The following is a 14,434-nucleotide window of genomic DNA, read 5'->3' as shown; positions in this document are numbered from 1 at the left end:
TTTTCGAAATTACAATAATGATATTTATGGCATAAAAGAATCCGTTTAGAGTCCTGCGTCAGGGTCGATCAAGCTGACAACGGAGAAGACATGGGCGCTATCGACGAATTCGATGCATACGATGCATACGGCGCAAGGCTGCCCAGGCACCAGGCCTACCATCTCGACGTCCCTCGCGCGGCCAGCGCGGCGGAACTGTCGATGGTGTCGTTCGAGGCGGTCGAGCGATTGGGAGAGCTCTACACCGTCACCATCCGGCTAACCCACCCGCTGGAACTCGATCGCGCCGAATACCTCAATCGGGATGCCACCTTCGTGATCGACCCCGGCGACGGCAGCGAACCGCGCCGCTTCGCGGGGTGGATCTCGGCGTTCTCGCGCACAAAGCGCACGCGCGATTTCTTCGCCTACGAGATCGTGCTCCGGCCACTGGCCGCGCGGCTCGAACTCGTGCGGACCACGCGCATCTACCAGAACAAGACAGCCCCCGAGATCATCGAGGCTATCCTGCGCCGGCACGATCTCCGGGGCCACCAGTTTCTCCTCAAGCTGCGCCGCAAATACACCCAGCACAAATTCCGCTTCCAGTACCAGCTATCCGACTGGGAATATGTCCAGTTGCTGATGCGCCAGGAAGGGCTGTATTGCTACTTCGTCCCGGGAAAGTTCGGCGAGATGATCGTCTTCGGCGACGACATCGACCACTACGTCTACCAGCCAGAGCTGCGCGTGCCCTATCGCGAGACAGCCGGGCTGGAAGCCGGCATCGAGGCGGTATCCGACATCCAGGTGCACGCCAAGACCGTGCCCGAATCGGTTCTGGTCGCCGACTACAACCCGGATCAGGCGTGGGAACCCATCAAGGGCGAGGCCAACGTCGCGCGCAAGGACAAGACAACCTACGGCCAGCAGTATATCTACGGCACCCATCATCTGGACACGGCCGAGGCGAAGTGGGAGGCGCAGCTGCGCCACGAGGCCCTGCTGGCCGGCCAGCTGATCTATGCGGGCGAGAGCAACGTGCTCAGCACGCACTCCGGCCGCATCCTGCGCATGGATGAGCCATTGGCCGAAGCCCCCAACGGGCAGGTCATCATCGAAGTCATCCACACCGGGGGGCGCGACGCGGCTTACCGCAACACCTACAAGGCCATCCCGTCGGACCGGCGCTTTCGCCTGCCGCTGGACGAGGAAAACTGGCCGAAGATAACGGGCACGCTGAGCGCGCGCATCACCTCGCCCAACCAATACAAGCACGCGTACCTGACCAAAGCGGGCCACTACATCGTCCGCTTCGATTTCGATTTTGAGCCCTGGCCCAAGGGCATGGAAAGTGCGGCCATCCCCCTGGCAAAGCCGTTTGCCGGCGGCCTGCAAACCGGGTTCCACTTCCCGCTCATCGACGGCACCGAAGTCGCCATTGCCTTTCGCGACGGCAACCCGAACAAGCCCTATATCGCGCACGCGCTGCATAACAGCCGGCAAGAGGACCTGATCACCACTCGGGACCGGTGGCTGTCGCGCAACCTGATCAAGACGCAGAGCAACAACAAGCTGCGCATGGAGGACTGGAAGGGGGAGGAGAGCATTAAGCTTTCCACCGAATATGGTGGCAAGACCCAGCTCAACCTTGGCTACCTCGTTGATTACAAGAAGAAAAAGCGGGGGGAGGGTTTTGAGCTGCGCACATCTAGCTGGGGTGCAATCCGGGGTGGCAAGGGGGTGTTCATTTCGGCGGATGACCAGCCGAATGCGCTCGGCGAGCAACTTGCCATGTCGGATGCCGAAGATACGCTGCGGCAAGCCATGGACATGATGCGCAGCCTCAACGATTCTGGAAATGCCGCCAAAGCGTGGCTTGCGGAGATCGACCAGCAGCGCGCCTTGATCGAGCAGACGCTTACGCAACTCAAGGCGCCCGCGATCCTCGCCAGCGCTCCGAAAGGCATTGGCATTGCCAGTGGGCGGGATATGCAGATCGCTGCGAGCAAGCAAATCTTCATGACAGCTGGAGGTGGCCTGGACATCGGGGTAATGAAGCGCATCACCGCCGCAGCCGGCGAGGCTATTTCCCTGTTCGCGGCGAAGCTGGGTATCCGGATCTTCGCGGCAAAGGGCAAGGTGCAAATACAAGCCCAAGGCGATGCGCTGGAGTTGATGGCACTCAAGAATGTTGTTGTCAGTTCCTCGACTGGCGAGGTCATGATCACCGCCTCGAAGGGCATCACGCTCGGCGATGGCGCGGGCGCATACATCAGGATTGCAAATGGGACGATCGAACTCGCCAGCCCCAGCGGTGAGGTCAACGTCAAGGGCAACTTGCGTACCGATGACCCCGCCGGCGGCAGCTTCGCCTTCCCCGCCTGGGAGGCCGCCCCGCCGCAAGACGTGAAGCACAACATGAAGTTCGGGTTCTCCGAATAAGCAGACCATGGCAACGACGACACCGCAGCAGCCGGCCAAGACGCCGGTGAAGAAACTGAACTTTGCATACCCGTTCCGCAAGGCCTCCGAAGCCCCCGGAGAATCTTCGGCCGACTTTACCGACCAGCACGAGTTTCACCGGGCGCTGCGCAAAGAGCCTGGTGGCGCATACGCCGTCAGCCGGAAAGGGATGTGGCATGGAGGCATCCACATCACTGACACAGGTGCCGGTGCGTCACTCGACCTCAAGCATGGCGTGCGCTGCATGGCCGACGGAGAGGTGGTTGCCTGGCGCACCAACCGGACCTACCTGTCCAGCGAAATCCCGGAGCAGGCTGACAAGGCAGCATTCAGCGCCCAATCCAGCACGGGCTTCGCGCTGGTGCGCCACGTGATGGAGTTTCCGAAGGACAACACGCTGACCTTCTTCAGCCTGTACATGCATCTGCAGGATTTCGCCAGTTATGAAGCGGACAAGGCATTGCCTCGTCCTTCGTACTGGACAACCTGGCTCCGGGTCACGGAAGCCGCTGGCGACAAGCCCGATGCCAGCGCGAGTGGAGTGAGCGCTCCCGCCGAGCAAACCGGATTGCGCGTGCGCACGTCGAAGCCAGGAGGCACGATCCTTGGCATTCTGCCTCGTGGGGCGCAGTTCAGTCTTCTGAAGCGGGACGGGAACTGGGGCCAGATCGATTCCGTGCATGTGTCGGCTATGGTCCCGCCTAAAGTAGGCGGGTATGTCGCGCCGGACGCTGCGGAGAAGCGGTGGATCTATCTCGGCAAGGAGAATGGGGCTCACGTCGTCGAGACCGTTATGCCTGATACCTCGCTGGATCGCGTGGTCGCACCACTCAAGCCGGTTCCAATCCACGCAGGCGATCTCATCGGCCACGTCGGAAGGTTCGATTCGCTCAGTGAACAGGTCCCCGCCCACATGGTCCATCTCGAGATGTTCTGCGACGACAGCATCCAGTCGTTTATCGAGACGAGCCGCGCATGGGTGACCGAAAACGGCGCGAAGCCGAAAGCGTGGGAGCAATTGAATCTGCCGGCCGACCCCACGATTCTACGCATCGACCGGCGGACGACGCTCTACAAGAACCCGAACCAGCAAGGCCAGGATGCACCTCTGACCGATGTCGTGCAGGCGTATACCCTGGCGGAACTCGGCCAGCGCACCGAGAAGCCTCACACCGAGACCAGCGCGGGCAGCGACGGCGAGAAGATGCGCTGGTGGAAGGTTGACAGCGCGGACGTACGTCGCCAGGGCATCACCGGCTGGGTGCGCGAGCAAAACTTCGCGGGAGGAAGGGTCTCACGCGAGTTCTCGCAGAAGTGGGTGGACTTCGAGGTACTGCATGACCCGCACGATCCCACCCACACCATCTTTGCCTCGACGCAGGCGTACGTCGACTACTCGACCGGCGCGGACGTTCCCAACACCGGCGCCATCGACAAACTCAGCCCGCTGATGCAGGCCGTTTGCCGGCAGCTATATGCGACAGGCGACGGTAGCCAGGCGGCGAACGACCTTTGCGTTGCCTCCCAGGACGCATGGGCGGCAATGCGGGCTTCGCGGCTCATCGTCAGGCACGAGAGCGAGTGGGCGAATCCAGACAAGTGGACGCAACTCATTACGGAGATCGAGAAGAAGGTCGGGCCGGATGAGGCGCATGAGGCCGAACGCAAGCGTATTCAGGCGTTGGCCTGGTGGGATGCTGTGAAGAAAGATTTTCCTGCCCTTCCGGCTCCGCAGGTGTTTCATATTCATCCGATTGGGATGATTGGGAATTTTATAGAACCCGGAGACGAATGCGCTTGCGGATGCTGTTACGTTGATAAGTTCGAGGTGACGCGCATGGTCCCTCAATACGGCCCAGTCTATTGGGGGAGTCGCCCATTGGAAAAATCCCAAGTATTGGATGACTTAACGCAAAAGCAAGAAATATCTGACAACGAGAGGCGGATATTGATTGCCATGTCCCCCAACGAAGGGAAGTTAGATACGGTGCAATCCTATGATAGCGAGATTGTCACTGCAGGAGCCATGCAAAAGACCATCAATCAAATGGGTATGGGTGAGCTACCAAGGCAAGTCGCCGATTTTCGTCGTAGCGACGAAGCTGCATACAGGAAACTATTTGAGAAGTGCGGATGGAGTGTTGAAGGAAATGGGTCGCAAGCAAAAATGTTTTACACGCATCCGATATTGACTGACGGGGAAAAAATTACAGGTGACGAACTAAAATTCAGAATCAGAAAGGGTTGTTCCGCCGAAACATTTAAAAAGAAAATAGAAAGCATACCGCTGGCTGTGATTGTTAATGCAATTACTGATGTTAGATATGAGAGGTTGCAGATCATGGATTTTCTAAATAGGCTGAGAGATGAGATATTGCCTATCAATCCATCAAATTACAATTATAGCATTGGGGATTATTTCCAATCGAATCTCGGCCGTGCTACGGCGCTAGATCATCACATAAATAGGCCAGGATTTGTCAGGAGGGACATAGGGCGATCATTAAGACGATTTTTTGACGACAATCCGGGTGTCTCGACAAATCCAGCAGAGTGGGGAGTAAATAGAGCAGCATATGAAAGAAGAATAGTCGAGCACTATGGAAATAACAGGGAGATGGCTGTTGTGGGAGGGGTTTCGGTCGCCCCGGCTCGGTACCAAAACATGAAGGAAAGATTGAATTAAATGGATTTTAAATATGAAAATTATCAAAAATATATATTTTTCATTGTTGGTTGTATTTTTAACGTGTAATTTTTCATACGGAGAAAGTTTAAAATTTAATGGAAACTCGAGCATCGCGTATATAGATTCCATTCCAAAGAGCGAGGAGGGTGAGTTCGGTGTCGGGTGGAAAAGGGCTGTGTTTGTCGGTGTGGACGGATCAAGGATTGATCTGTTTCCAATGGAGAAATTATCGCCCAACGGTGGTGTTTTATTTTCAGACCCTGCGGACGCGTTGATTTCACCATCTGGAAGGTTTGCCGTTTTCTATATTGTGAGGGCAGGCAGACTTTCCAACGCGGGTGCGGAGGGGGGCGAAACAATAACAAGCCGACAATACTGCCCCGTAATAGACACAAAATCAGGGTGCATAGTAAGTAATTTGAGTGGCGGAATTTGCGGCGGGCGATGGGATGCGAAAGAAGACCTCTGGCGAGTGGGTGAGAGAAGTGATGTTCTTGATGATACGAAGGCAATGGCTGGTGGCGCTCTCCAAAGCGTAAAAGAAATATGGGAGTCTTTTCTAGAAATCAGGGCGAGGAACAAGGGGTTTAAGTTGTCTGAAATAATTGTTAGTAAATTGGGGGTGCCAAATATTTTGGCCTGCGAGCCTCCCAGTCCAGGAAATGAATCAGAGTACAACTCGATCTCATCGCAATTAAGATCTGAGGGCGATCTTGCATCTGTGGAGTATATTAAGTCGAAATTTATCAGATTAAATAAAGATTAAAAATCTTTTGTCGCCAATGTAAAGATTGTTGAGCATTATGGTCATCATCGCGAGATGGCGACAGGCATTGCTTCACCGCGCTATGTGGCTTTGAAAAACAGGATCGACTGATATGACTGTGCACATAAAAAATCTGGTGGCGATAACATCCCTTACAGCCCTATTTGCATCGCATGCAATGGCGGGTGACGACGTCTTGCAGATAAATAGGCAATCTCGAATCGAATTTTCCGATCCCCTTCAAGGTTGGGATAAGGATACCTATGGAGCGGGGTGGAAGCGCGCCAGATTGATCAAGCCGCGTGGAGGCATTGTGGAACTGCTGCCCTCCGAGACGTTGACCTCTATAGAAGGCACGATTTTTTCTGGTGCATTTTACTCCAGCTTGTCTCCCAGCCGAAAGTATGTCGTTCTCTCAACTATCAGGACAGGGGTGCTTGGAGATGGCCCTGCAATGGTAGGGAAAAATATATACAGCAGAGCATATTGCCCGGTTATTTCCACTGAATCTGGCTGCATATTGAACAACAATACAGGAGAGATCTGCGGCGGCCACTGGGAGGGAAAGAAAGATCTTTGGCGATATGGGGTAGATGATCGTACGGATACTATGATTAAGCCAACATTTTTTAATGCAATGGGTTTGTGGAAAGCTTTCTCAAAATCTGAGAAATTCTCAAAGTCGGTTGAGTTGGATTTCGAGCCAAACATAACCGATTTTGTTGTCCAGAATTTTGGTGTAAGCAATCTTCTAGCCTGTGATCCTCCGTCAGCCAAAAATAGGGATTTATATATTTTAGTCGCTAGGCAACTCGAGGTTGAGGGAAGAGGTATTGACGCTAAGTTCCTCAGGAAAAAATCGAATATCGGTGCCAACAATAATTATGGTGTTGATAAAGTTACAGCGGAGAAATCATGGCTATATGATGGTCCAGAAGATCAAGCTAGAACACGAATGTACCTGATCAAGGGCGATGAGATAGAGATAATAAGTACAAGTTCGTCGGGATGGGTGTATGTCGAGTACAAAGGCAATAATAAGAAGGCGATCCGTAGATGGATGAAGGAGTCATCTATAGAGTGAATATTCTGAATTTTATCGTCTGAGTAAATATGAGTTTTTATATAAGCGATCGTCGGATGTAAATTCAGTCTCTACCTTCCTGCGGAATATGTTTGGACAGTTAAGTTCTTCATGTAGGGTTGGTTTAAAATATTGTGCGATTAATGGGTGTTGAGTTGAGGTGGAGTCTTGGTTGTCTTGAAATCGTCGTTTCTGCGCTCTTCATTGCTGCACTCGGCTTTTTCGCGCCGGCTATGGTGTGGGCGGCGCAGGTATATTTATCAGGCGAGTTCGAGGGAGATAATCTAATAGGGAGGTTCTCATTCCAGGATGAATCAAGAGGTATTTCGGTGAAATACTATTCACCCTCACTTGGGAAAACCATCTTCTATTCTGTGGAGAAATTTGATGAATGCAGTTCAATGGCGATCTATAGGATCCCGCGCACTCGAAAAATAGCAGTTGATGGAAGCTGCCTAAGTCAAGGAGGGCAGATATACCGATATGTGTATGAATGGAAGAGTGAATATTCAAATTGGTGCGTAATTAGAGAGATCACTGGAGAGCGATCGGATGTTGCATCAGGAAAGTTTTCGCCGTCAGAGAGGGTATCTCGAGTAACTGGATGCTCAACCATCGGATCAACGGGGCCTTATAGCTATGAATCCAACGCAGATGTTGCGGGGGAAATCGAGATAAGCCTTGCGGAATTTCGGCTGGCAAATCGAAATAAGGCCAAGCGAAGTCAATATATGCTCTCAATCACCTCATACGACGCATCTGAGTTTTCTGAGCACGTTAGTGTCGAAAATGTTGGAACCCTGAATGACATTGCATATTTTCTTGCTGAGAGCGGAAGATCAGATGATGCCATTCCATTGTTGGATTCGATAGTTCAGAAGTTTCCAGGGCGAATCGTGGCCAAATTGAATTTGGCAGATGTTTATTGGGATATTGGTGCTGGCGACAAAGCTTCTGTTTTGTATGGCCAATATTATCGAGCTACGGTATCTGGAAATATGAAAGGGATGGTGCCGAAAAGGGTTGTTGATCGAATGAAATAGGGTATGCATATTTAAATTTAACCGGCTTCGGTCTGTTCTTTCATCCTTCCCGTGCGAAATAGGAGTTCGAGACCATATTCAGAGAAAGTGGGGGGGTATAGCTTGGCGCGCATAAAAGGAGGTGGAAGGCGGTGTGCAATCTGACTGCGATCACAAGGGTGATTTATTTTGCGGGCTCAGTATTATTTGGGGTGAGCGCGGAAGCCGAAGAAAGGACGCTTTGTCAGCCTCATGAGGAAGTGTATTTTAGCTGCGAAACTGAGGGAAAAGTGATTTCGGTATGCGCTTCAGGAAACATATCTCCAGATAATGGTACGTCCAATATCGATTCGGGATGATTGATGAAATTGAACTGGAATTTCCAAAAAAGCCGTATCCACCGAGAAGATGGTTTTCCATAAGTGATATATCGGAGGGAAATATAATGTTTACGCATCTGAAATTTAATTCTGGGCAGTATCACTATGTATTGTATCAAGGTTTCCCAAGTGGGATATATGTAAAAAAGGATGGGAAGTTGATTTCAAACCGTACCTGCGAGCCCGAAGCCTATCAGCCGATCAGTCCTCGAGCACTGAGGGGTATCAAGACAGTTGCGCCGATAGATGGCATAGATAATTGAGTTGAGCGTGATGGCGGCCACGCGTATTTGAAAATAGGTTAGGATGCCATTTATATGGTCGTAAATGATTTTCAAATATCTATTGATTTTTAAAATTTTCTTGTTTGCATCTCTTGCGAATGCAGAGGGCAGACATGTTCCGTGTCCGGTGGTATCTCCTGTTCAGGGAGTGTTTTCTGCCTCGCAGATCAAAAAGGGTTCGATAGTTTCAGTTGAGGATGGCGATGAGAGGTACCCTCTTAGTCTGGTTATGTATGACCGTGAAGAGGGTGTCTGTCATAGAAAAGTGATTGCAAAATACTCAGTCGAGGGAGCAAAACCTCAGGTTGACTCTGTTTTCTTTGCGAAGATGGCGGGGGTAGTAAATCTATTTGTTATTGTCCGCTGGGAGTTGAGGCATAGTGGTCTTGGTACATACGGAAATCTTTATCAAGTGTATGCGTATGAGAATAATGGGGGCGATTATTTGATTGAGAATAAAGACGTAACAGAAAATAGCGAGATGACAGGGGTGGATGGCTACGTTGAGCACCAGGTTTCTATTTTTCGGCTGAAAACTGCCAACGACGTCAAAAATTACATTCGACGGATGAGGTAGCTGGTGCGCGATGCGTTAATTTAGCGGGAAAGGCAAGGATGGTTTCGTTGATCGTGAATGACAGTTAATTAATGTTTTAGGAGAACTTAAAACAATGAAGGTATTGGCTTACGAAGATGACGATACGAGTCACGGCGGCAAGATCCTGTCGGGATCGGACCGCATTCAGGTCCGGGGGAGACGTGCCGCGCGGATCGGCGATATCGTGTCGTGTCCGATTCACGGCGACAACAAGATCGTGGAGGGCGGTGCCAGCATGACCGATGCGGGCGTGCCGCTTGCGCGCGACGGAGACCGGACCCAATGCGGCAGTATCCTCATTGCGCGCTGGCGCGGCGCGACGGTTCGGTAAATGCCCATCGATTTTCAGCGGGTACCGCCCAGAGCCACGGTGCCAGACCTGCCGCGCCCATCGGTCGCCTGGTGGACGTTCCTGTTTGTCGCCATTGTGGGTGGGGGCGCTGCGTTCGTCATCTACCTCTGGCCCGCGACAAAGCCGACAAACACCCTCTGGTTCTGGCTTTGCGTCATCGGCTATCCCTTGGCGGCTTGGGCGTTTCTGTGGAGCGTGGCCATGGCCAGCGCGTATGCGCGGCGCAGCGACGCCATGGCGGTCAACCGGGCGCGTGATGCCGAGGAACGGGACTGCCATCTGCGCGCTGGCAAGCCACTTGCGATTCTGGCGCACGCCTGGTGTTTTTCTGCCGACGACGCCGAGAACGGCGCTGAGGGCGTTGGGGGCGTTGCGAGCGGGCGCATGCAAATGGCTGCCAGGCCAAGTGCGGCGTACCCGGAAACGGATGTGATCGCCCGCTGGATCGCGATACCCGGGAAGCCGTTCTACCCGGGCAATGAACTTTCGGAACACGCCAGGCATAAAGTCGTCACTGACTGGCTGCTTGACCGCTTGCTCCGCCCCGTTGTTGCGAGTCTGGAGTCCTTGCCGGTGCAGACGCGGTTACGTGTACGGCTCGTCTGCGCGTCATCCGTGGAAGCGGAGGAGGTCAGCGCGCGACTTGAAGCCAAGATACTGGCATGCCTCCCGCAGTTGCTCGTCGCCACGACAGACGATACGGATCATCTGTCGCTGTTTGATGTCGACGCCTGGGCAGACCGCTTGCCCGCGGACGAGGTGCAGCTAGTCGTCGCACTCCAGTTGAGGCGAGCCATCAGTGAGCGCTTGGATGGCGGCGTGGCCGAGGCGGGCGTTGCTTTGCTGGTGGGCCGCCCCGGCGCGTCGCAGCATGGCTGCGCGCTGCACTTGCACCGTCCTGCAAAGGATAGCGCGCAGTCCGCCTCGGATTGCGTGGCACTGGCAATGCGTTGGGGGCGAACCAGCACCGAAGGCATCGGTACGGTTTGGGACCAAGCGCTTTCCGATGAGGTGGTCACGCATCTCAAGTCATCATCGCCCCTGGGTGATGCCGTCACATGGGTGGATCTCGCGAAGACCATCGGCAACTCTGGCAGTGCGGGCGCATGGCTCGCGACTGTCCTCGCTGCCGAGAATGCCGCGCGGTCCGCCCAATCGCAACTCGTCCTCACCCAGGAGGGCGATCGGTGCATCGCCCTCGTGTGCCGCAAGCCATCATGAATGAATACAAGCCACAGCCAGTAGCACGCTATCTCTGTATCGCGATATTGATCCTCTTTGTCGCAGCCGGCCTCGCGGTTTGGTTCGAGGGGCCGGGGCAGGGGCTGTCGCGGCAGCAAGTCAAGCTCTTCGAGATTTCCTTGGCGATCGGGTGCATTGTGTCGCTGCTGCTGGCCAGGTATTACGAATGGTTGGCGCTAAAGATTCAGCTGCTGCGCGCCAGGCTGTGGGTCGCCAACTACGATGCCAGCAAGCGGAGCGAGGCGGCAACGGCGGGGGACGGCGGGCCGGCAGCGCGTCCTGAGCAATTGGCCACAATACGTGACGCGCTCCACATCCATCACGGCCTGCGCTGGCGCTACCGCCAGCCCTGGCTGCTCCTCACCGGCGACGACGCGGCCATCGCCCGGCTCCTGCCCGAACTGGCGGAACAAGGCTGGCTGATCACCCCTGACGCGGTGTTGCTATGGAGCAAGACCGGCAAGGAGGGCTGGCCGGAGGCCGACTGGCTCAAGCAACTCTACCGACTACGCCGCCGCCGTCCGGTGGATGCGGTGATTTTCACAACGGACAGTGCCACGGATCTGCAGGCGCAGCGCCGCGGCGCCCATCCTGATGGAATGCGCCTGGCGCGCATCGCCGATTTGCTGCGCTGGTCCGCCCCGGTCTACCTGCTGGATGTGGCGCAGGCGAGAACAGTGGCCCACGGCCTCATGCCGGTCATCGGTTGCGAGCTGCCGCGCCAGGCGGACGCGGATGCCATCGAGGGCGCGCTGCGCACGCTGCGCGAGCAGCTGGCGCAGCGCCTCGTCGTGCAACTGAAGGACGGCAACCGCGATCGCTATATGGGAGAGCTGTCCCAGCGGCTCGACACCCGCGGCAAGGCGCTCGCCGACTGGATCGCCGGATCGGGGGGCCGGCAGCGCCGGCGCATCGCCGTGGACGGCATCGTCTTTGCGCCGTATCCCCGGCCGGTCGCCGGTGACGCGGACGTGCAGAGCAGCATCGACCTGCCGCTGTGGCACTACCTGGGCGAAGCCGCCCGCCGCCGGCCGGGGCGGCGCGTTGGCTGGCACCCGGTCACGGTGTCCGCCATCGTGGGCCTGACGGCCATCGGCCTGTGGAGCGCCGGCATGCTGGTGTCCGGCGTGGTGAACAGCCGGGACATGCACGCCGCCCGGCAATCCGTGGACGACTTCCAGTCGGCCCCCAACCCCGCCGCCCGCCTGCGCGCGCTCATCGCCTTGCAGCAGCAGATCGAGCGCTACGAGTACCGCACCCAGCATCACACGCCGCTCGCGACCCGCTTTGGCCTGAATCGCGATCCGGCGGTCCTCGCCGCGCTGTGGAAGCCTTACGCGCAGGCCAGCCGCGAGTTGCTGGTCGCGCCCGTGCAGCGGGATCTGGAGGCGTCGCTGGTGGATCTCGCGCAACTGCGCACCACGGTGCTGGATGCGGCCACCAACCGGGTGGCGCTGAGCGGCCACCAGGCGCTCAAGACCTACCTGATGCTGGCCAACCCCGAGCGCGCCGAGCCGGCCTTCCTGGCCCCGCAACTGGTGCGGCACTGGTCCACCGATGCCCGGATCACCCCGGGCGAGCGGCAGGACCTTGCCGAGCGCTTGCTCACCTTCTATGCGGCGCACCTGAAGTCCAACCCGGCCAACCCGGCCGGACGCATCGAGCCGCGCCCTGAGCTGGTCGCCGGCGCGCGCCAGACGCTGCTGGCCGTGATCGGGGAGCGCAATGCCGAGGACACCATCTACCGGGGCGTGATCCAGGCCTTTGGCGAGAGCGCTGGCAGCAAGTATCCGGACCAGACCCTGGCGGCGCTGACCGCCGGCACCGATCCCCGGGGGCTGGTGCGAGCCGCCGCCATCGTGCCCGGGGTCTTCACCCGCCAGGCCTATGAGGGCTATGTGGCGCCCGCGATCGAGCTGGCCGCCAGGCGCACGGAGATCGCCAATGACTGGGTGCTGACCGACGGCAAGCCACTGCCACAGCCATCCGCGAGCCGTTCGGCCGAGGCGCTGCAGGCGGCGCTGACCGAGCAGTACTTCGCCGATTACGCCGAGCGCTGGCAGGACTTCATGAACAGCCTGCAATGGGAGGCCGCGCCGACCCTGCCGGCTGCGATCGCGCAGCTCAAGCTGATGGCCGATGCGCGCCAGTCGCCGGTGATCGCGCTGATGAAGTCGCTCGAATACCAGGGCGGGGCCGGCGCCCGGAAGGATTCGCTGTCCGACACGCTGGTGGCCAGGACGCAGGATCTGCTGGGCAAGAAGCCGGCGGGGCCCGAGGTGGCGAAGCCGGACGCGGCAGGGCCGCTGGGCGCGGCCTTTGGCCCGGTGCTGCGGCTGGTGGCGCAGGGCCAGCCTGGCACCAGCGCTGGCACCAACGCGGGCACCAGCGGTGACCTGAGCCTGCAACGGTTCCTTGACCGCGCGACGGCACTGCGCTTGCGCCTGCAGCAGGTCGGCAACAGCGCCGATGCCGATGCGCAGGCCCGCCAGATGGCGCAGGCGCTGTTCCAGGGCAAGGGCTCGGAGCTGGCCGACACCCACGCCTATGCGCAGCTGATGGCGGCCAGCCTCGGCAGCCAGTGGGCGGGCATGGGCGAGACGCTGTTCGTGCGGCCCATCGCGCAGGCCACGCAGACGGTGCTGCAACCGGCGCAGGCGAGCCTGAACGACGCGTGGCGCCAGAGCATTGCGATGACGTGGAGCCGCTCCTTTGCCGGACGTTACCCGTTTGCCGACACCGCCAACGATGCCTCGCTGGTTGAACTGGCGCGCTTCCTGCGCCCGCACAGCGGCTTGATCGGGTCCTTCCTCGGCACGCAGCTGGCGGGCGTGCTCGAGCTGCAGGGCGATCAGTGGCTGCCGGCAGCCGCCGGCGGGCAGGCGCAGTCCTTCGATCCGGCCTTCCTCAACGCGATCAACACCTTGCAGCGCCTGGCGGCGCACCTGCTGGCGCAGGGCGAGCCGCAGTACCGCTTCGAGTTCAGGCCGATCCCGACCCCGGGCCTGATCGACACGCTGCTGACGCTCGATGGGCAGACGCTGCACTACTACAACCAGCGCGAGACGTGGCAGGCGATGACGTGGCCGGGCAAGACCCTGCAGGACCCGGGCACCCGGCTGCAGTGGCAGACCGAGCGCGCCGGCACCAGCAAGAGCTACGAGTTCGGCGGCCGCTGGGGCCTGGTGCGGATGCTGGAGCGGGCGCACATCGAGCCGGTGGATAGCGCGAACTACCAGCTGACGTGGCAGGCGAGGCCGGAAGAGCTGGACGGGCAGGAAGCGCTGGAGGGGCCGAAGGCCGGTGCCGAGCGCCAGGCCGATGCGCACGGCCGGACCTTCGCCGAAGATCCCGACAGCCTGACCGCGCGCAGCGCCCAGGCGCCCGTTGCGGCGGACGTGACCTATCCGGTGCGCTACCTGATGCGCACCGAGGTCGGGCAGGGGCCGCTGGAGATGCTGGCGCTGCGGGGCTTTGTGCTGCCAACGCGGATCTTCGTGGGCCGGGAGCCGCAGGCGGCGGCCCGCGCCGTGCCTGGCCCGCGCAGGTAGGGATAGACGGGGGCAAACAGA

9 protein-coding genes are annotated in these 14,434 nt (G+C 57.7%); all 9 read left to right on the top strand.

Annotation, left to right across the window (positions count from 1 at the left end):
- Nucleotides 1-90: 90 nt before the first annotated feature.
- The gene (locus tag RR42_RS34545; RefSeq protein ID WP_052495166.1) at nt 91-2,424 is read left to right on the top strand and encodes a type VI secretion system Vgr family protein; all 2,334 of its coding nucleotides are present in this window, start codon (nt 91-93) and stop codon (nt 2,422-2,424) included.
- Nucleotides 2,425-2,431: 7 nt separating this feature from the next.
- Nucleotides 2,432-5,131 carry a hypothetical protein gene (locus tag RR42_RS34540; protein WP_043356625.1) on the top strand — a complete coding sequence of 900 codons (2,700 nt, stop codon included), beginning with the start codon at nt 2,432-2,434 and terminating at the stop codon, nt 5,129-5,131.
- Between the two features lie 13 nt (nt 5,132-5,144).
- Entirely contained in the window at nt 5,145-5,900 is a 756-nt protein-coding gene (locus RR42_RS40255; RefSeq protein WP_144410034.1) for a hypothetical protein, read from the top strand.
- A gap of 112 nt (nt 5,901-6,012) precedes the next feature.
- Nucleotides 6,013-6,984, top strand: a complete 972-nt coding sequence (locus RR42_RS40250) for a hypothetical protein (RefSeq protein WP_144410033.1) — start codon at nt 6,013-6,015, stop codon at nt 6,982-6,984.
- A gap of 143 nt (nt 6,985-7,127) precedes the next feature.
- Nucleotides 7,128-8,027, top strand: coding sequence for a tetratricopeptide repeat protein (locus tag RR42_RS40245; RefSeq protein WP_144410032.1), 900 nt, complete (start codon nt 7,128-7,130; stop codon nt 8,025-8,027).
- A gap of 686 nt (nt 8,028-8,713) precedes the next feature.
- Complete coding sequence (locus tag RR42_RS40240; RefSeq protein WP_144410031.1) at nt 8,714-9,247, top strand: hypothetical protein; 534 nt, start codon at nt 8,714-8,716, stop codon at nt 9,245-9,247.
- A 94-nt stretch (nt 9,248-9,341) separates the two neighbouring features.
- Nucleotides 9,342-9,599 (top strand): PAAR domain-containing protein, encoded by a 258-nt coding sequence (locus tag RR42_RS34535; protein ID WP_043356622.1) that lies wholly within the window; start codon nt 9,342-9,344, stop codon nt 9,597-9,599.
- Nucleotides 9,600-10,841: a hypothetical protein gene (locus tag RR42_RS34530; RefSeq protein ID WP_043356620.1), complete on the top strand. Its 1,242-nt coding sequence runs from the start codon at nt 9,600-9,602 to the stop codon at nt 10,839-10,841.
- Nucleotides 10,808-14,413, top strand: a complete 3,606-nt coding sequence (locus RR42_RS34525) for an ImcF-related family protein (RefSeq protein WP_236702117.1) — start codon at nt 10,808-10,810, stop codon at nt 14,411-14,413. Before RR42_RS34530 ends, RR42_RS34525 begins: the two co-directional genes overlap by 34 nt.
- Nucleotides 14,414-14,434: the final 21 nt, after the last annotated feature.

The organism is Cupriavidus basilensis (genome assembly GCF_000832305.1).
Taxonomy (GTDB): Bacteria; Pseudomonadota; Gammaproteobacteria; order Burkholderiales; family Burkholderiaceae; genus Cupriavidus; species Cupriavidus basilensis_F.
The sequence above is the reverse complement of the archived record's forward strand: the minus strand, read 5'-3'. Positions and strand labels throughout refer to the sequence as shown.